The following is an 18552-nucleotide window of genomic DNA, read 5'->3' as shown; positions in this document are numbered from 1 at the left end:
CCTAAACCACCACCTCAACCCGTTCCTGCTCCCCCACACCGAAGACCCTCTTGTAGCGAAGAATCTCCGCCTCCGGCCCCATCGCCTTCTCGGGGTTGTCCGACAGCTTGACCGTGGGCCGACCGTTGGCCGCGACAGCCTTGCAGACGAGGCTGAACGGGGCAAGCGCGTCGTCCGCGACCAGGCCGCGGAAATCATTCGTCAACAACGTGCCCCAGCCGAAGGACACCCGGACGCGGCCGGAGAACTGGCGGTGGAGCGCCTCGATCCGGTCGACGTCGAGGCCGTCGGAGAAGATCACCAGCTTCTCGCGGGGATCCTCGCCGCGGCTTTCCCACCAGCGGATCGCGGTCTCGGCCCCCGTGGCGGGGTCGCCACTGTCGATGCGGATACCCGTCCATTGGGTCAGCCAGTCGGGGGCGTTCTGCAGGAAGCCTTGCGTCCCGTAGGTGTCGGGCAGGATGATGCGGAGGTTGCCGGAATGCTCCTCGTGCCAGTCGGAGAGCACGTCATAGGGGGCGCGGGCCAGCGCGGCGTCGGTCTCGGCCAGGGCGGCGTAGACCATGGGAAGCTCGTGGGCGTTGGTGCCGATCGCCTCGAGGTCGCGGTTCTTGGCGATGAGGCAGTTGGAGGTGCCCGCGAAGGTGGGGCCGAGCCCCTCCTGCATGGCCTGGACGGCCCAGTCCTGCCAGAGGAAGGAGTGGCGGCGGCGGGTGCCGAAATCGGCGATGCGCAGGCCCTCGACGCCTTGCAGGCGCTCGATCTTCTGCCAGAGCTTCGTCATGGCGCGGGCGTAGAGGACCTGCAGCTCGAAGCGGCCCATGTGGGCGAGCGTGGCGCGGGAGCGGAGCTCCATCAGCACGGCGAGGGCGGGGATTTCCCAGAGCATGACCTCGGGCCATTTGCCTTCGAAGGTCAGCTCGTATTGATCGCCGACGCGCTCGAGGTGGTAGGGGGGGAGCTGGAGCGCCTCGAACCACTCCATGAAATCGGGGCGGAACATCTGGCGCTTGCCGTAGAAGGTGTTGCCGCGGAGCCAGGTGGACTCGCCGCGCGAGAGGCGCAGGGTGCGGATGTGGTCTAGTTGTTCGCGCAGCTCGCCTTCGTCGATGAGGTGGGCCAGCGGGATGCGCGTGGTGCGGTTGATGAGCGAGAAGGTGACGGTCGTGTCGGGGCGGTTGCGGAACACCGACTGGCACATCAGGAGCTTGTAGAAATCCGTGTCGATGAGGGAGCGGACGATCGGGTCGATCTTCCACTTGTGGTTGTAGACGCGGGTGGCGATATCGACCATGGCGGGCTCCTCTGCGTGGCGCGAGGTTAGAACAAGGGGGGCGGGGCTTGTCTAGGCTGGCGGGGTCCAGAGGACATCCGTCAGGCGCGGTGCGTGGGTGGCCAGCATGACGAGCCGGTCGAGGCCGAGGGCGGCGCCGGAGGTCTGGGGCATATGCGGCAGGGCCGCGAGGAGGTCTTCGTCGAGCGGGTAGCGGTGGCCGTAGAGGCGTTCCTTGAGGTCCATGTCGGCGGTGAAGCGGGCGCGTTGTTCCTGCGCGTCGGTCAGTTCGCCGAAGGCGTTGGCGAGTTCCAGGCCGCAGGCGAACAGCTCGAAGCGTTCGGCGGTGCGCGGGTCTTGCGGCGATTTGCGGGCAAGGGCCGCCTCGGGGGCCGGGTAGGCGTCGAGGATGACGGGGCCGGGGCCGAGGCCGGGCTCGATCCGGGCGGTCAGAAGGCGCGAGAAGAGGTCGGACCAGCTGTCGTCCGGGGCGGTCTGCAGGCCGATGCCGCGTAGCTGGGCGGCCAGTGTCGCGGGGTCGTTCAAAGTGGACAGAAGGTCGATACCATAGCGCTGCGCCTCGGCCTGAAGCGTGGTGCGGCGAGGTTTGGCGAAGGGGTCGCAGACGGTGTCGCGGTGGCGGAACTGGGCGGACCCGGCGGCGCGGGCGGCCACGGCCATCAGGGCCGCGCAATCCGCCATCAGGGTTTCGTAACCCTGTCCGGCGCGATACCATTCCAGCATGGTGAACTCGACCGCGTGGCGCGGCCCGCCCTCGCGGTTTCGCCAGACGCGGGAGAGGGTGAAGATCCGCTCCTCGCCTGCCGCCAGCAGCTTTTTCATGGCGAACTCGGGCGAGGTGTGGAGGTAGCGGCTGCGCGGTGTCAGCCCCTCGTCGAGCGCGACGGTCTCGAAGGCGTGGAGATGGGTTTCGTTGCCCGGCGAGGTGACGAGATAGGCCGGGTCGACCTCGGTGAAGCCCTGGTCCTCGAACCAAGACCGGATCGCCTTGACGATCCGGTTGCGGGCCAGCAGCACCGGGCGGCGGTCGGCATGGGTGTCACGGTCCCACCATGTCATCTCTGGCCCTTTCGCGGCGGATGCGGTAACGGCTGCCCCTAACGCGGGGCGCGTGCGCGCTCAAGCGGCATCAATTCTGGAGGCTTTCATGAAGGTCATCGCGTCCCAGCTGCGCAAGGGCAATGTCGTCGACATCGACGGCGTGCTCTATGTCATCCTCAAGGCGGAGAACTTCCACCCCGGCAAGGGCACGCCCGTCACGCAGGTCGACATGCGCCGGATCGACAACGGCACCAAGGTCAGCGAACGCTGGAAGACGACCGACGGCGTGATGCGCGCGCATGTCGAGGACAACCAGTACACCTTCCTGTATGCCGATGGCGAAGGCTTTCACTTCATGGAGCCGACCAGCTACGAGCAGATCACCGTGACCGAGGATGTCGTGGGCGACAGCAAGGTCTGGCTGCAGGACGGCATGACGGTGCATCTGTCGGTCCATAACGGCGTGGCGATCGCCATCGACCTGCCGCAGAAGGTGACGGTCGAGATCACCGAGACCGAACCGGTGGTGAAGGGGCAGACGGCGTCGTCCTCCTACAAGCCGGCGATGGCCGACAATGGCGTGCGGGTGATGGTGCCGCCGCATATCGGCGTGGGCACGCGCGTGGTGGTGAACACCGAGGACGCGACCTATGTCGAGCGCGCCAAGGACTGAGGATTGATCCATGGCCGATGATGCGCCCGGCCCGGTGACGGAGCCGGGCGTTCTGTTCCTGGTGGCGGTGCCGGGGCTTGAGGCCGCGCTGGCGGCCGAGGCCGCGCGCGCGGGCTTTGACGGCGTGCGGGTGGTGCCCGGCGGCGTCGAGGTCGCGGGCGGTCTGGCGGAGGCCGCGCGGGCCAACACACGGTTGCGCTGCGCGGTGCGGGTGCTGTGGCGCGTGGCGGCGTTCCGGGCGATGCATCTTGCGCAGCTCGACAAGCGGGCGCGCAAACTCGCGTGGCGCGACTGGTTGCGCGATGACGTGCCGGTGCGGGTCGAGGCGGTGTGCCGCAAGTCGAAGATCTATCACCACAAGGCCGCGGCCCAGCGGATCGCGGGGGCGATTGCCGCCGCCGGGGTGCCGGTTTCGGCAGAGGCCGAGGTGGTGGTGAAAGCGCGGATCGAGGATGACCTCTGCACGGTGTCGCTGGATACCACGGGCGAGCCCTTGCACCGGCGGGGGCACAAGGCCTTTGTCGGCAAGGCGCCCCTGCGCGAGAGCATGGCGGCGGCGTTCCTGTGGGAGATGGGGTTCGACGGGACGCAGGCGGTGGTCGATCCGATGTGCGGGTCGGGGACGATCGTGCTGGAGGCGGCCGAGATCGCGCTGGGACTGGTGCCGGGGCGCTCGCGGGGGTTTGCGTTCGACAGACTGGCCGGGGCTGCCGGCAGGGCCGGCAGTGCCGGGCTGAAGCCCGGCCTACGGCGGTGGGGGGATGCTGCGCCCGGGCCTTCGGAGGGTGGCGCGGGTGGCGGGGACGGGAGCCTCCGGCGGGGATATTTGGAAAGCGGAGAAGCGGGGGCGCGGTTCTTCGGTTTCGACCGGGATGACGGGGCGATCCGGGGGGCCACCGGCAATGCCGAGCGCGCGGGGGTGGCGGGTGTCTGCCGTTTCGCGCGGGCGGCGGTGAGCGATCTTGCGCCGCCCGAGGGCTGTGCGCCGGGGATCGTGCTGACCAACCCGCCTTACGGGGCGCGGATCGGGGAGCGGAAGCTGCTCTTCGGGCTGTACGGGGCGCTTGGCGGCGTCTTGCGCGAGCGCTTCGCGGGATGGTCCGTCGGGATCGTGACGAGCGACGGGGGGCTGGCCAAGGCCACCGGGCTGGCGCTGGAGCCGTTCGGGCCGGTGGATCATTCCGGGACCAAGGTGCAGCTTTGGCGCGGGCGGATCTGAGGGCGGCTGCGAAATAGGGACGGGCGGTCTGTTTCGGGACGGGTGGCCCGATGGCTTCGTTCGGATTTGCGGATGTTGGAACGCCTGTTTTGCCTGCGGCAGGGTTGGCGGGATGGTTTCCCGGTCCGCCCTGTTGCGACTCGGCGGCCGTGGCCCTAGCTGGCGCGCGATGGGGCCCTGTCGGCCCGGCAGGAGATGCGCGATGTTCGAGACGCTTGGCCTTGAGATGACGCCGCGGGAGGCGTCGGTGTGGTTCGGGCTGCTGGTGGGCCTTGGCTTTGGCGCGCTGGCGCAGCTGACACGCTTTTGCCTGCGGCGCGCGCTGGTGGGCCCCGAAGACGAACGTGCGGAGGCGCGGGGCGTCTGGGCGATGGCGCTGCTGGTGGCCGTTCTGGGCACGCAGGGGGCGGTGGCGCTCGGGCTGGTCTCGTTCGGGGCGCACCGGTTCCATGTCGAGGCGCTGCCGGTCGTGGCGCTGGTGGCCGGTGGGCTGATGTTCGGGCTGGGCACGGTGCTGGCGCGGGGCTGCCTGTCGCGGCTGACGGTCTTGTCGGCAAGCGGCAACCTGCGGGCGCTTGTGGCGATCGTGGTGGCCGCGGTGGCGGCACAGGCGACGCTGCAGGGGGCGCTTGCGCCTGTCCGCGTGGCGATGGGGTCGGTGACGGTGGCGGGGCCGGGCGCGCTGCCGGGCGCGGGCTGGATCTGGGCGGCGGTGGTCGCGGGGCTGGCGGCGCTGGTGGTGTGGCGCTCGGGGGCGCGGGTTTCCGTGTTGGCGGGAGCGGCGCTGCTGGGGGCGCTGGTGCCGCTGGCCTGGGTGGGCACGGGCTACGTGCTGTTCGACGAGTTCGACGCGATCCCGCTGGAGGGGTTGGCCTTTACCGGGCCGTTTGCCGAGACGATCTTCTGGGGAGTTGCGGCGCAGGTGACGAGCGCGGGCTTCGGCGCGGGGCTGGTGGGCGGTGTGCTGGCCGGTGCGCTGCTGGCGGCCGTGGGCTCGCGCAGCTTCCGGGTGGAGAGCTTCGAGAGCGCGGGGCAGATGGGGCGCAGCCTTGGCGGCGCGGTCCTGATGGGCGTGGGCGGTGTGCTGGCGGGCGGCTGCACCGTGGGCGCGGGCCTTGCCGGGGTGCCGACGCTGGGGGTCGCCGCGCTGATCGCGCTGGGGTCCATCGTGGCGGGCATCCTTGCCGCGGACGCTGTCCTGTCGCGCCGGGGCGCGGGGCGGATGGTGGCGGCCGAGTGAGCCGTCAGGCGAGCGTCACGCCCGCCTGCGTCATCCCCGCCTGCGCGGCGGCGAGCGAGCCACCGAAGTCGATGGCGCGGCAGAGGTCCTGCCGCACCGTCACGTCGAAGCCCAGCTTCGCGGCGTCGACCGCCGAGTAATTCACGCAGAAATCGGTGGCGAGGCCGACCATGGTCAGCCGGGTGATGCCGCGGGTCCTCAGGTAGCCCTCGAGGCCCGTGGGCGTCGTGCGGTCGTTCTCGAAAAAGGCCGAGTAGCTGTCGATGGCGCGGTTGAAGCCCTTGCGGAGGATCAGGTCGGCGCGGTTCACGGTCAGGTCGGGGTGGAACTGCGCGCCGATGCTGCCCTGGATGCAGTGATCGGGCCAGAGCACCTGCGGGCCGTAGGGCATCTCGGTCATCTCCATCGGCGCTTTGCCGGGATGCTCGGACGCGAAGGAGGAATGGCCCGCCGGGTGCCAATCCTGCGTCAGGATGACCACGGGAAACTCGGTCATCAGCGCGGTGATGCCGGGCACGATCAGGTCGCCCTCGGGCACGGCAAGCGCGCCGCCGGGGCAGAAATCGTTTTGCACGTCGATCACGATCAGGGCTTGGGTCATGGCGTCCTCCGGTCGGTCGCCCCTTGTGTGCCACAGCGGGGCAGGCGGTGAAAGGGCGGGGCGGTTTGACCGGCATCAAGGCGCGGGGCGCGCCGGGGTGGCAGGCTGCGCCGCATCACCACCACCGACGGAGGGCGAGATGAAACTGCTGGTCGGATATGCCTCGACGCAGGGGCAGACCCGCAAGATCGCGCGGCATGTCGCCGACCGGCTGGCGGATGGCGGGCATGCGGTGGAGCTTTTGGCGCTGGAGGATGCCGGCGACCTCGAGATGGGGCGGTTCGACCGGGCGATCCTGGCGGCCTCGGTGCATGTCGGGCACTACCAGCCTTCGCTCGCGGCCTTCGCCGAGGCCCGGCGCGACTGGCTGAACGCGCATCCGGTGCTGTTCTTGTCGGTGTCGCTGGCCGCCGCAGGGCATGACGCCGCGGAGTGGCGGGCGCTCGACCGCATCGCCGGGGACATGGCGCAGGCGACCGGCTGGACGCCCGCGCAGGTGGTGCAGGTGGCGGGCGCCTATGCGCCGTCGCGCTACGATGTCTTCACCCGCTTCACCATGCGCCGGATCATCGCCGCGAAGGACGCGCAGGCCGACCTGTCGCAGGACAAGGAGTATACCGATTGGGCGGCGCTGGAGGCCACGGTTTTGGCGTGGCTTGCGGCCTGATGTCGGCTTGTGGCGCGCCGCGCCCGCGCCTATGTGCGCGCCCATGATCACGGTTGCCGCCCTCTACCAGTTCACCGCCTTTCCCGACCCGGCAAGCCTGCGCGGGCCGCTTTTGTCGCTCTGCGAGGCCGAGGGGGTGAAGGGCACGCTTTTGCTGGCGGGTGAAGGGATCAACGGCACCATCGCGGGCAGCCGCGCGGGCATCGACGCGGTGCTGGCGCATATCCGCGCCCTGCCCGGCTGCGCCGGGTTGGAATGGAAGGAGAGCAGCGCCGAGGCGATGCCCTTTGGCCGGATGAAGGTGCGGTTGAAGCGCGAGATCGTGACGATGGGCGTTCCGGGCACGGACCCGCGCGCCATCGTGGGCACCTACGTGGAGCCCGCGGCGTGGAACGCGCTGATTTCCGCGCCCGATGTCGCCGTGATCGACACGCGCAACGATTACGAGGTCGCCATCGGCACCTTCCGCGGCGCGGTGGACCCCGAGACCGAAAGCTTCCGCGATTTTCCGGCGTGGTGGGCGGCGAACAAGGATCGGTTCCATAACAAGCGCATCGCCATGTTCTGCACCGGCGGCATCCGCTGCGAGAAATCCACGGCCTTTCTCAAGGCGCAGGGGGTCGACGAGGTCTATCACCTGAAGGGCGGCATCCTGAAATATCTCGAGGAGGTGCCGGAGGGCGAAAGCCTGTGGGACGGTGGCTGTTTCGTCTTCGACGAACGGGTGGCGGTGGGTCACGGGCTGGAGGTGCTGCCCCATGAGCTGTGCCGCGCCTGTCGGCGGCCGATCCTGCCCGAGGACCGCGCGCGGCCCGAGTATGAGGAGGGGGTGCAATGCCACCTCTGCGTGGGGGAATATTCCGAGGACGACCGCGCGCGGTTCCGCGAACGGCAACGGCAGGTGAAGCTGGCCGAGGCGCGCGGCGCGGCGCATGTGGGGGCGGTGGCGCGCGGGGAGTGAAAGCCAGACGCCCGAGCTATCGCCAGTTCTGCCCCGGCATCATGAGGTCCAGGACATGCACCTCGTTCAGGTCTCCGTGATACTCGTAGAGATAGGTGTAGCCCTCGAGCGCCAGGAAGCGCACGCTCCCTTGGAACGCCACGTCGGCTTCGGGAAAGGCTGACAGGGTGCGCGCCATGCGCTGATGGATTCCGTCGAGGAACCTAAGCACGTTCGGGATGTCGGAAGGGTCCACGTGGTCGATCAGGCGCAGGATCGCTGCGTCCACCTCGGGGGCGAGGATGATCGTGGCGCCCTTCATCCGGGTTGACGGTCAGGACCAGCGGGCCAGCGCACGGTCGCGCAGACCTTGGAAATAGGCGTCATCGGCCACCGTCCCGCGACCTTCGACGATGGCCTTGCGCCCGGCCTCGATCCGTCGGTTGATGTCGATCTGCGCCATGACGGCATCGAGAAGAGCACGCCTGCCTTCGGCGACATCCGCCTTGAGCGGGTCGGCGAGGAAGGTATCGGCCAGCGCGCGCAGATCCTCCATCGACAGCATCGCCGCAACCTCGCGGTTGTTCTTGGTCACGAGGACCGGCTCACGATGCGCGGCCTCGAGCAGGCGACCGAAGCTGTTCTTGGCCTCGACGGCGGTGACGGTCTTCACGGTAGGCTCCTCCGGCGGCGGCGGTGTCACTGGCCAGTATGGACGGAATGGCTCATTTGGCAAGATGGGCCCGATGACGTTTCTCACACGAAAAAAGGGGCGCCCGGAGGCGCCCCTTTCCCTGTCTGTCCGAAGGGAGGTTCGGATCAGCCCTTGGTGAAATCCGGGTAGGCTTCCATGCCCAGCTCGGCCACGTCGAGGCCCGCCAGCTCGGCCTCTTCCGAGACGCGGATGCCCATGATCGCCTTGAGCACGATCCAGACGATCAGCGACAGCACGAAGGTGGTGCCGATGATGGCGACCATGCCCAGCAGCTGGGTGCCCAGCGCCGCTTCGCCGTGGTAGCCGCCGGTCAGGACGACCGCGAGGGTGCCCCAGATGCCGGCAAAGCCGTGGACCGGGATCGCGCCGACGACGTCGTCGATCTTGAGCTTGTCCAGCATCGGGACGGTCAGCACCACGATCAGGCCACCGACGGCACCGATGATCAGCGCCAGGCCGAGCGATGGGGCCAGCGGCTCGGCGGTGATCGACACGAGGCCGGCCAGCGCACCGTTCAGGACCATGGTCAGGTCGGCCTTGCCATACATCAGCTGGGTCAGGATCAGCGCCGCGACGGCACCGGCTGCGGCAGCCATGTTGGTGTTGGCGAAGATCCGGCTGACGTCGGCGATATCGGCTGCCGAACCCATGGCCAGCTGCGAGCCGCCGTTGAAGCCGAACCAGCCCAGCCACAGGATGAACATGCCCAGCGTGGCCAGCGCGAGGTTGGAGCCCGGCATCGGGTTGACGCGGCCGTCCTTGTACTTGCCCAGGCGCGGGCCGAGGACCAGCGCACCGGCCAGTGCCGCGGCGGCGCCACAGGCGTGAACCACGGTCGAGCCTGCGAAGTCGGAGAAGCCCGCTTCGGACAGCCAGCCGCCGCCCCACTGCCAGGATGCGGTCAGCGGGTAGATGAAGCCGGTCAGGACCATGACGAAGATCAGGAAGGGCCACAGCTTGATCCGCTCGGCCAGCGCGCCCGACACGATCGAGGCGGTGGCGGCGCAGAACATCAGCTGGAAGATGAAGTCCGAGCCGGTCGAGGCATAGGAGGCATCATCCGCGCCCGCGAGGCCCTGGTCGGCCAGGTAGACGGCTTCCATCACGCCCCAGGACGGGAACAGGCCCGAGAACCAGCCTTCGATGGCCCAGTCGCCCAGCGGGTACATCAGGTTGTAGCCGATCAGCCAGTACATGATCGCCGCGAGCGAGAAGAGCGCGACGTTCTTGGTCATCTGCATGGTGACGTTCTTCGACCGCACCAGGCCGCCCTCGAGCATGGCGAAGCCCGCGGCCATGAAGAACACGAGGAAGCCGCCGATCAGGAACAGCAGCGAGTTGAAGATCCAGACGACCTCGTCGGAGACCGCGGGGATTTCCGCCGCGGCCTCGGCGGCCTCCTGCGCGAAACCCGTCGCAGGCAGCAGCGCGGCGGTGGCCACGGCAGCGAGCGGAAGGAGAAACTTGTTGGTCATGACTGTGATGATCCTTTTCGTTGAAAGGCGCGTCAGAGCGCGTCGTCGTTGGTTTCGCCGGTGCGGACCCGCACGGCGCTCTGCACGTCGAGGACGAAGATCTTGCCGTCGCCGATCTTGTCGGTCTTGGCGGTCTTCTGGATGGTTTCGACCACCTGGTCGGCCATCGAGGCCGCGACCACGATCTCGAGCTTGACCTTGGGAACGAAGTTCACGGCATATTCCGCGCCGCGGTAGATTTCCGTGTGACCCGACTGCGAGCCGAAGCCCTTGATCTCGGTCACCATCATGCCGCGCACGCCGATTGCGGTCAGCGCCTCGCGGACCTCCTCGAGCTTGAACGGCTTGATCGCTGCGATGATTAGTTTCACGTCATTCACCCTTCCGGTAGTTGATCCGGTTTCGCCCGGCCGACCCGTTGCACTGCGGACGACACGGGCCCAAATCATGTGCAGGACGCGTCAGGAGCAACGGAACGGGCGCGGGCGGGCGCAACTGCCGGATGAAATTGCGTAAAGTTTGTGCATTCTCGCGGCATCGCCCGCTTTTTGGGCATCATATTGATGCGGCGATGCGGCGAAGAGAGTCCACAAGCGACTCGTTTTTGCCTATCTTCCGACCAAAAGAGGCAGAGGCAGTTCGATGAATTCTCCCGGCACCGGCCGTCGATCCGCGCCCTCGGGGCGTCGCAGCCTCGTGGCCGACAGGCGGGCTGCGCCCGCAGCACAGACCCCGCGCAAGGCCGCGACAGGTGGCGGCAGCGGGGGCAAGGGTGGCGGTGGCAACGGCGGGGGACGCCCCCCGCGCCGCAGCCGCAAGACCCGCGCGCCACGGCCGCGGCCAAGGGGGCCCCTGGGCTGGATCGCGGCGCTCGTGCGCTTTGTCTGGCGGATCATCTGGGGGCTGGTCTGGCGCGGCACGGCAGCGGTTCTGCTGCTGCTGGGGGCCGCGACCGCCTACTATTATGCACAGCTTCCCGAAGTCTCGGCGGTGGTCGACGCGCGCGCCCGCGGCTCGGTCACGATGCTGGACCGCGACGGCACTGTCTTCGCCTGGCGCGGCGAGCAGTTCGGCGGTGCGATCGACCCCGGCACGGTGTCGGACCACCTGACCCATGCGGTCGTCGCCACCGAGGACCGCCGCTTTTACCGGCACCTCGGCGTCAGCCCGCGCGGCATCGCCAGCGCGATCCGCATCAACCTGTCCGAGGGGCGCGGCCCGCTGTCGGGGCATGGCGGCTCGACCATCACGCAGCAGGTGGCCAAGCTGATGTGCCTCGGCGTGCCCTATGACCCCGAGCTGTGGGAGAGCGAGGCCGATTACGAGCAGGACTGCCGCCGCACGACGATCTGGCGCAAGATCCAGGAGCTGCCCTTCGCGCTGGCGATGGAGGCGCGCTACAGCAAGGACGAGATCCTTTCGATCTATTTCAACCGCGCCTATCTCGGTGCGGGCACCCGCGGCTTCGAGGCCGCGGCGCAGCGGTATTTCGGCATCTCCTCCTCGGACCTGAACCCGCAACAGGCCGCGATGCTGGCCGGGCTGCTGGTCGCGCCCTCCTATTACGCGCCGACCCGCAACCTCGAGCGCGCGCAGCGCCGCGCGGCCACCGTGATCCGGCTGATGGAGGACCAGGGTTACCTGACCGCGGCGCAGGCCGAGGCGGCGCAGGCCAATCCCGCCCGCCTGTCCGACGCCGCCGAGCAGGACACCGGCGGCTATTTCGCCGACTGGATCATGGCCAGCGGCCCGGATTTCCTGACCGGCGACACGACCGAGGACGTGATCATCCGCACCACCTTTGACGCGGACATGCAGGCCGCCGCCGAGGCGGCGCTGGAAAACGTCTTTGCCAACCAGGTGCGCGAAGGGTCCGAGGCGCAGGCGGCCATCGTGGTGATGTCGGCCGACGGCGCGGTGCGCGCCATGGTCGGCGGCCGCGACACCGAGGGCACCGGCCTGTTCAACCGGGCGACGCAGGCGATGCGGCAGACGGGGTCCGCCTTCAAGCCCTTCGTCTATGCCACCGCGCTGGACCTTGGCTGGCGCTTCGACGACCTGATCCTCGATGCGCCGCTGACCATCGACATTCCCGGCTCGGGGCCGTGGTCACCCGAGAATTACACCGGCGAGTTCTACGGCGAAATCACCCTGACCGAGGCGCTGCGCCAGTCGCTCAACACCGCCGCGGTGCGGCTGAGCGAGGAGGCGGGGCGCGACCTGGTCCGCACGGTCGCCTCGCAATTCGGGATCGAAAGCAGCCTCGCCGATGGCCCGGCGCTGGCGCTGGGGGCCTCGGAATCGACGCTGATCGAGATGACGGGCGCTTATGCGGGCATCCTCAACGGCGGCTCGGCGGTCTTGCCCTACGGCGTGCAGGAGCTGCGCCTGCTGGGCGACAGCACGCCGATGTTCGAGCAGCAGAGCGGCATCCAGGAGCGCGTGATTTCCGAGAACGCCGCGCGGCAGCTGACCTACATGATGTCGGTCGCCGTGGCGCAGGGGACGGGCCAGCGTGCGCAGTTGCCCGACCGGCCCGTCGCGGGCAAGACCGGCACCACCAACAGCCAGCGCGACGCGTGGTTCATCGGCTTCACCGCCGATTACGTCGCGGGCGTCTGGATGGGCTATGACGACAACCAGCCCCTTTCGGGCGTCACCGGCGGCGGATTGCCGGCCGAGATCTGGCGGCAAACGATGGAGCGCATCCAGGCCGACATCCCGCCGCGCCCCTTGCCGATGATCGACCCGGTCGAGGCCGCGCGGCCCGCGCCGCTGGTCGTGGAATACGGCCCCGACGGGAGCGTGGGCGTCGGAGGCGAACCACCGCCGCGCGGCACGCTTCTGGGGCCTGCGCCCGACGAGGCCGACCAGATCCTGATGCGGGTTCTGAACGGGCTTCTGGGGCGGGAGTGACCGGGCAAGAAAAAAGGCGCCCCGCGGGGCGCCTTTGTCTTTGGTCGCGGGGCGCGCGGTCTCAGACCGCCTCGTCGATCCATTTCTGAAGCGCGGCCTTGGGGGCTGCGCCGATCTTGTTCGACACGACCTCGCCGCCCTTGAACATGAACAGCGCGGGGATGCCGCGCACGCCCAGCTGCATGGGCGACTGGGGGTTCTCGTCCACGTTGACCTTCACGATCTTCACGCGGCCTTCGTATTCGGCGCTGAGTTCCTCCAGCGCGGGGCCGATCTGCTTGCAGGGGCCGCACCACTCGGCCCAGAAATCCACGACGACGGGGATGTCGGACTGGCGCACTTCGGCGTCGAAGGTGGCGTCGGAAACGGAAACGGTTGCCATGGCGTGTGGCCCTCCTGGCGCATGTTGGGTCGGCTGCAGAACGTAAGGACCGCCCCCGTCAGGGTCAAGCAGAGCTTGCGCGCGCCAGCGCGGCGGACACGACATCGTGTGGCAGGGGCATGAGGGTTGCGGTCCGCGTCCAGAGGATCGCGGTCTCGATCCGGCGGTCGGGGTAGAGCGGGGCGAGCATGGCCGCGTAAGCGCCCATCTGGCGCTTGAGGCCCTCGGGCGTGTCTTCGGGCGTGGCGGGGACGGCGGCGTTGGTCTTGAAATCGACGGCAAGGATATGGGTGTCGGTGACGATCAGCCGGTCGATGGTGCCGATCATCGGGCCGCCGAGGTCGGGCGCGTCGCCGGTCAGCGTGACCTCGGCCAGCGCGTCGGGCGCGAAGAGGTGTGCGAGGTCGGGGGCGGTCAGGACGCGCGTGGCCTCCGACAGGCAATCGGCGGCGAGGGTCGCGTCGGTCTCGCCCGGTTCCAGCGCAAGGATGCCGGGCGCGGCTTCGGCCCATGCGGCGGGGGGCCGGCCCGGCAGGTGTTCGAGAAGCAGGTGAACAAGCCGCCCGCGGCGCAGCGCGGTCTCGGTGTCGAGGCCCGCATCCGCCCCCGCGACGATCTTGGCCCCGCCAAGGTCCGAGGGCGTGCGCGCCTGCACCTCGCGGCGCGAGGGGGGGGCCGCCGTGCCGATCCAGTCGGGCAGCGGCGTGGGGGCGGTGCTCGCATCGGGCGCGGGGGGCACCGGCGTCCAGTCGCCCGACTGCAGGCGCAGGCCCTCCCCCGCGATCTCGGGCAGCAGGAGCGGCACGGGCGCAAGCGTCTCCAGCCCGTCGCGGATGGTTTCATACCAGCTGGCCTCCGGCCCGCCCTTTTCGGTCGCGGTCTTGCCCGCGGCGGCGACGATCAGCCAGCTTTCCGCGCGGGTCATGGCGACATAGAGCAGGCGGTTGCGCTCCTCGGCCTCGCGCGCCTTCTGCGCGTCGAGCGCGGCCTGAACCGCCTCGGTCGCGTCCGCGCTTTTCGCCCAGACAAGCGGCCCGCCCTCGGGCGTGACAAGGTCGATCCGCGCGCCGCCCCTGCCCTGCCGGATGGCGGTGTCGGGCAGGATCACCACAGGGGCCTCCAGCCCCTTGGCGCCATGCACCGTCATCACCCGGATCTGCCCGCCCGCCTGCGCGAGGTCGCGCTTGACGGTGACCTCGCCCGCCTCGAGCCAGCCGACGAAGCCGGTCAGGCTGGGAACCTCCATCGCCTCGTAATTCAGCGCCTGCGCGAGCATCGCGTCGATGCCGTCCTCGGCCTCGGGGCCAAGGCGCGCGATCAGGCGGCGGCGGGCGTCATGGACGATCAGCGCCTGTTCCAGAAGGTCGTAGGGGCGCAGGAAATCGGCCTTGTTGCGCAGGTCGCGCAGCATGGCGACGGTGTGCGGATGCGCGTCCTCGGCCTTGCGCAACACCTCCCAGAGCGACGCACCACGGGGGCGCGGATGGGCGAGGCGGAAGAGCGCATCCTCGGACCAGCCGCCGATGGGCGAGCGCAGCACGGCGGCGAGCGACAGGTCATCCTCGGGCAGCGAGAGAAAGCGCATCAGCGCGATCAGGTCCTTGACCGCAAGCGGCGCGGTCAGGTCCGAGCGGTCAACGCCCGCGACGGGCAGGCGCGCCTCCTTCAGCGCCGCGATGATCTTGCGAAAAAGCGGCGAGCGGCTTTGCACGAGGATCAGGATATCGCCCGCCGTGATCGGGCGCGGGCCGTCCTTGCCGGGCAGCGGCTCACCGGCGGCCAGCATCGCGGCGATGCGGGTGGCGATGGTATTGGCCAGGATGTTGGAGTGGTGATCGTCGGCGACGATGTCCTGCGGGTCGTCCCATTCGGGCGGCTTGGCCTTTTCGGACGGCTCCACCACCGGCCAGAGATCGACGCGGCCGGGCATCGCGCCGTGAAAGGCCAGGTGCCCGACATCGGGCCCCACCCCAGGCCCGCCCGCCCGCGCGGCGACCGCGTCCACAAGCGACAGGATGACGGGGGCGGAGCGGAAGGAGTGTTTCAGCTCCCGCGACTGGAAGGGTTGGCCGACCTCGGCCAGCCGCGCCTCGAAATGCGCGCGCATCCGGTCGAAGCCCGCGGGGTCGGCCCCCTGGAAGGAATAGATCGACTGTTTCTTGTCGCCAACGACAAAGATCGTCCGGGTCACGTCCGCCCGCGCGCCCTCGCCCGCGGCGAATTCCTCGGCCAGCGTCTGCACGATCTTCCATTGCGGGGGGCTGGTGTCCTGCGCCTCGTCGACGAGGATGTGGTCGATCCCGCCGTCGAGGCGGAAGAGCACCCATTGCGCCATCTTCTCGGCGGTGAGCAGGCGCAGGGTGCCGCGGATCAGGTCGTCGAAATCGAGCCAGCCGCGCAGCGCCTTGGCGCGCTGGTAGCGCGGCAGGAAGGCCGCCGCGAAGCGGTGCAGCGCATCGGTGCGCCGCGCGGTCATCAGCGCAAGGCGCAAGGGGCGGGCCGTGGCCAGCCGGTCGGCGAAATCGGCCAGCGCCTCCAGCGCGTCGCCCATGGCCGCCGTCACGCCCTTGTTCGTCAGGATGGTCGCGCGGGGCTGGTTCGGCTCTTTCTTCACGTCCGGGCCGTTGAGGAAGGCGTGTTCGAGCGCGGCGAGATCGGCGAGGGTCGGGGCGTGCCACGCCACGCGCGGGATGACGGAACAGGCGGCCTTGTGCATCGAATAGGCCGGGTTCAGCCCTTTCAGCAGAAGATGGCACAGGTCGCGCTCGTCCCCGTCGAAGACCTGCGCGAGAAGCGCGTCTTCGGTCAGGCCCGTGTCGATCCCCGCCCAGTCGCAGATCGCCGCCCAGTCCCATGGCGGCTCGAACGCCTCGGCGCGACCCGCCACCTCGCGGGCGAGACGGCGCAGACCGTCCTCCTCACCCAGCCATGGGGTCAGGCCGGTGAGCGCCGGGGCATCCTGTTCGGCCATTTCGTCCATCAGGTCGGCGATCAGCCGGGTCTGCACGCGCTCGTCGATCTCGGTGAAACCGGGGCTGACGCGGGCCTCCAAGGGAAAGCGGCGCAGGACGGCGGCGCAGAAGGAGTGGATGGTCTGGATCTTCAGCCCGCCCGGCGCCTCGATCGCGCGAGCAAAGAGCGTGCGCGCGGCGCGCAGCCGCTCCGCGTCGATGCCGCCCTCGCCGATCTCTTCCAGCGTGGCGCGCAGCGTCGCGTCGGGCATCATCGCCCATTCGCCCAGACGGCGGAACAGGCGGTTCTGCATCTCCATCGCCGCGGCCTTGGTGTAGGTCAGGCACAGGATGCGCTCGGGCTTGACCCCTTGCAGCAAGAGCCGCGCCACCCGGTCGGTCAGAACGCGGGTCTTGCCGGACCCGGCATTCGCCGACAGCCATGTCGAGGTGACGGGGTTCGCGGCGGTGATCTGGGCGAGGCTCGCGTCGTTCATTCCGTGCCCCCCTGCCCCACCGGGATCAGCGTGGGCCTCAAGGCCTCGTCCCATTCGCCGTGGCGCGCAAGCTGGTCGTAATCGCCCGCGAACCGCGTGTCCTTGACCGACCGGCGCGAGGGGAAGCCGGTGGTCTCAATGCGCATGTGGGTGAGGCGTCTGGTCAGGCCCTCGGCTATCTCGCGCAGGGCCAGAGCGTCGACCTCGACCGGGTCGAATTTCGGCTGCGCGCCAAGGCCGATGTAGCCGATGCGCCCCACCCGCTGCCCCGCGGGCAGGCCTTCGAAGGCCCCGGCCTCGGCCATCAGCGCCTCGATCCAGAGCTGCTTGGTGAAGGCGCGTTCCTGGTCGGCGGTGGGCGGGGTACCGGATTTGTAATCGTAGATCGCCAGCGTCCCGTCGGCCTGCACATCCAGCCGGTCGGCGCGGACGGTGAGCGTGACGCCGGTTCCGGGGACGGGCCATGTGCCCTTGGTCTCGAGGTGGTCGGGCGTGCCACGGGCGCGCAACGCGGTTTCGGTGTCGAGGATGACCCCCGCCACCCGCGCGATCCGCGCGCGCCAGAGCAGGCGGACGGCGGGAAAGGGCGCGGCCTTGGCCAGTTCTTCGTCGGTGATCTGCATCAGCAGCGCCTGCGCCGCGGCGCGGTCGGGCAGGCCCGCGCGGGTCTGGTCCACGAAGCGGTGCAGGATGTCGTGCAGGATATTGCCGCGCAGCCGCGCGTCGGGGTCCGAGCGCAGCGGGTCGAGCGCGCGCAGGCGCAGCACGCGCTTGGCGTAGATCGCGTAGGGGTCGCGGATCAGCGTCTCGACCTCGGTCACGCTGAGTTGCTCGGGCCGCGCGGCGGCGGGGGGCGCGGGGGCCGGGCGCGGCTCGAAGGGGATGTTCTCGGTTGGCGACAGCACGCGCTCGGCCAGCGCGATGTAATCCTTGCCGCGGTCCTTCATCGCGTCCAGCGCGGCTTTCGTCTCGGCGCTTGCGCCGTCGAGCAGGTTCACCAGCCGGTTCAGCCAGCGCGAGGGGACGGTGTCGGTTTCGGCGTTGCGCCGCGCGCGGGTCAGCCAGACCTCGGGCGCCATGGCGGCCTGCTGGAAGTCATGCGCCGACAGGCCGATCACACGGTCGGGCAGGCGCAGCCCGGCCTCGGCGCGCAGCTTGCGGTTCAGCCACGGGTCGGCGGGTGCTGCTGCGGGCCATGCGCCTTCGTTCAGCCCCGCGCAGATCAACAGGTCCGCGCCCTGAACGCGCGCCTCCTGCGTGCCCCAGATCAGCACATCGGCATGGGGGAAGAGCGCCTGCCGCACCTCGCGGTCGCGGGTCAGCGCGGTGAAGAGGTCGCGGTAATCGAGCGCCGAGATCGCTCCGCCCACGGCGGCCTCGGCGCTCAGGTCGTCCATGAGCTTGAGCGCGGCCGCGCCCGCGTCTTCCTCGTAGAGCGCGCCGCTGCCCGGCGTGTCGGGGCCCGCGGCCAACGCCTCGGCCCGCGCGCGGTGGCGGGCGACGCGGGTCTCCATCGGGGTGGGGGCTGCGTCGGTCTCGGCCAGCAAGTGCTCGGCAAGCCACGCGACCCATGCGGTCGCGCCGGGGTCTTTCTCGCGCTTTTCGGCCCAGCTCATCAGCCGCGCGCGGGTGGGCAGGCCCGGCTCGCGGCGCAGAACCTGCATTTCCAGCTCGCGGGTGCGGGTCAGGTGCGGGCCGTGCCCGGCCCCGCCGTGGCAGAGCGGGTGCTTCAGGATCACGGCCAGCGTCTCGGGGTCCGCCGCCCGCGCCTCCAACTCGGCGACATGGCGCAGGAAACGGCCCGGCGGGCTGAGGGAGAGCGGCTGACCGGCGCTGTCGTCGGGCCGGATGCCCCAGCGCGCCAGCGCGGCGGTGACCTGCCGGGTCAGCACGCGGTCGGGCGAGATGACGGCGGCGCGGCGCCCCTCCTCCACCGCTTCG

16 protein-coding genes are annotated in these 18552 nt (G+C 69.8%); 6 read left to right on the top strand and 10 right to left on the bottom strand.

Annotated elements, in window-relative coordinates; translation table 11 throughout:
- Position 1 precedes the first annotated feature (1 nt).
- On the bottom strand, positions 2-1294 hold the full coding sequence (gene pncB, locus QQK83_RS14275; protein WP_284265314.1) for a nicotinate phosphoribosyltransferase: 1293 nt from the start codon (positions 1292-1294) through the stop codon (positions 2-4).
- Between the two features lie 51 nt (positions 1295-1345).
- Positions 1346-2353 carry an EF-P lysine aminoacylase EpmA gene (epmA, locus tag QQK83_RS14270; protein WP_284265312.1) on the bottom strand — a complete coding sequence of 336 codons (1008 nt, stop codon included), beginning with the start codon at positions 2351-2353 and terminating at the stop codon, positions 1346-1348.
- An 88-nt stretch (positions 2354-2441) separates the two neighbouring features.
- Here epmA and efp point away from each other — a divergent pair, with 88 nt between their 5' ends.
- The 3 genes from efp to QQK83_RS14255 all read left to right on the top strand — a co-directional run bounded on the left by efp (position 2442) and on the right by QQK83_RS14255 (position 5467).
- Positions 2442-3008 carry an elongation factor P gene (gene efp / locus QQK83_RS14265; protein WP_284265310.1) on the top strand — a complete coding sequence of 189 codons (567 nt, stop codon included), beginning with the start codon at positions 2442-2444 and terminating at the stop codon, positions 3006-3008.
- A gap of 10 nt (positions 3009-3018) precedes the next feature.
- Positions 3019-4227 carry a THUMP domain-containing class I SAM-dependent RNA methyltransferase gene (locus QQK83_RS14260; RefSeq protein WP_284265308.1) on the top strand — a complete coding sequence of 403 codons (1209 nt, stop codon included), beginning with the start codon at positions 3019-3021 and terminating at the stop codon, positions 4225-4227.
- 202 nt (positions 4228-4429) lie between these two features.
- Entirely contained in the window at positions 4430-5467 is a 1038-nt protein-coding gene (locus tag QQK83_RS14255) for a YeeE/YedE thiosulfate transporter family protein (protein WP_284265306.1), read from the top strand.
- 4 nt (positions 5468-5471) lie between these two features.
- On the opposite strand, the gene pncA is transcribed toward QQK83_RS14255, so the two are convergent.
- The gene (gene pncA / locus QQK83_RS14250; protein WP_284265304.1) at positions 5472-6068 is read right to left on the bottom strand and encodes a bifunctional nicotinamidase/pyrazinamidase; all 597 of its coding nucleotides are present in this window, start codon (positions 6066-6068) and stop codon (positions 5472-5474) included.
- A 139-nt stretch (positions 6069-6207) separates the two neighbouring features.
- Between pncA and QQK83_RS14245 the strand changes: the two genes are divergently transcribed.
- Positions 6208-6735 carry a flavodoxin domain-containing protein gene (locus QQK83_RS14245; RefSeq protein ID WP_284265301.1) on the top strand — a complete coding sequence of 176 codons (528 nt, stop codon included), beginning with the start codon at positions 6208-6210 and terminating at the stop codon, positions 6733-6735.
- A 43-nt stretch (positions 6736-6778) separates the two neighbouring features.
- Positions 6779-7696 (top strand): oxygen-dependent tRNA uridine(34) hydroxylase TrhO, encoded by a 918-nt coding sequence (gene trhO, locus QQK83_RS14240; protein WP_284265298.1) that lies wholly within the window; start codon positions 6779-6781, stop codon positions 7694-7696.
- 16 nt (positions 7697-7712) lie between these two features.
- On the opposite strand, the gene QQK83_RS14235 is transcribed toward trhO, so the two are convergent.
- From QQK83_RS14235 to QQK83_RS14220, 4 genes are all read right to left on the bottom strand, one after another.
- Positions 7713-7997 carry a hypothetical protein gene (locus tag QQK83_RS14235; protein ID WP_284265296.1) on the bottom strand — a complete coding sequence of 95 codons (285 nt, stop codon included), beginning with the start codon at positions 7995-7997 and terminating at the stop codon, positions 7713-7715.
- A gap of 12 nt (positions 7998-8009) precedes the next feature.
- The gene (locus QQK83_RS14230) at positions 8010-8348 is read right to left on the bottom strand and encodes a type II toxin-antitoxin system Phd/YefM family antitoxin (protein WP_284265294.1); all 339 of its coding nucleotides are present in this window, start codon (positions 8346-8348) and stop codon (positions 8010-8012) included.
- A gap of 146 nt (positions 8349-8494) precedes the next feature.
- Positions 8495-9865, bottom strand: a complete 1371-nt coding sequence (amt, locus tag QQK83_RS14225) for an ammonium transporter (RefSeq protein ID WP_284265292.1) — start codon at positions 9863-9865, stop codon at positions 8495-8497.
- A 32-nt stretch (positions 9866-9897) separates the two neighbouring features.
- The gene (locus QQK83_RS14220) at positions 9898-10236 is read right to left on the bottom strand and encodes a P-II family nitrogen regulator (RefSeq protein WP_284265290.1); all 339 of its coding nucleotides are present in this window, start codon (positions 10234-10236) and stop codon (positions 9898-9900) included.
- A 271-nt stretch (positions 10237-10507) separates the two neighbouring features.
- Here QQK83_RS14220 and QQK83_RS14215 point away from each other — a divergent pair, with 271 nt between their 5' ends.
- Positions 10508-12781, top strand: a complete 2274-nt coding sequence (locus QQK83_RS14215) for a transglycosylase domain-containing protein (RefSeq protein ID WP_284265288.1) — start codon at positions 10508-10510, stop codon at positions 12779-12781.
- Between the two features lie 61 nt (positions 12782-12842).
- Here QQK83_RS14215 and trxA read toward each other — a convergent pair whose 3' ends face one another.
- The 3 genes from trxA to addB all read right to left on the bottom strand — a co-directional run.
- A complete protein-coding gene (trxA, locus tag QQK83_RS14210; protein WP_284265286.1) occupies positions 12843-13163 on the bottom strand; it encodes a thioredoxin in 321 nt (106 codons plus the stop codon).
- A gap of 64 nt (positions 13164-13227) precedes the next feature.
- A complete protein-coding gene (addA, locus tag QQK83_RS14205; protein ID WP_284265285.1) occupies positions 13228-16611 on the bottom strand; it encodes a double-strand break repair helicase AddA in 3384 nt (1127 codons plus the stop codon).
- On the bottom strand, positions 16608-18552 hold a 1945-nt coding region (gene addB, locus QQK83_RS14200; protein ID WP_284265283.1), incomplete at its 5' end, for a double-strand break repair protein AddB. The genes addA and addB, both read right to left, overlap by 4 nt.

Source organism: Roseicyclus amphidinii, from assembly GCF_030163755.1.
Lineage (GTDB): Bacteria > Pseudomonadota > Alphaproteobacteria > Rhodobacterales > Rhodobacteraceae > Roseicyclus > Roseicyclus amphidinii.
The sequence above is the reverse complement of the archived record's forward strand: the minus strand, read 5'-3'. Positions and strand labels throughout refer to the sequence as shown.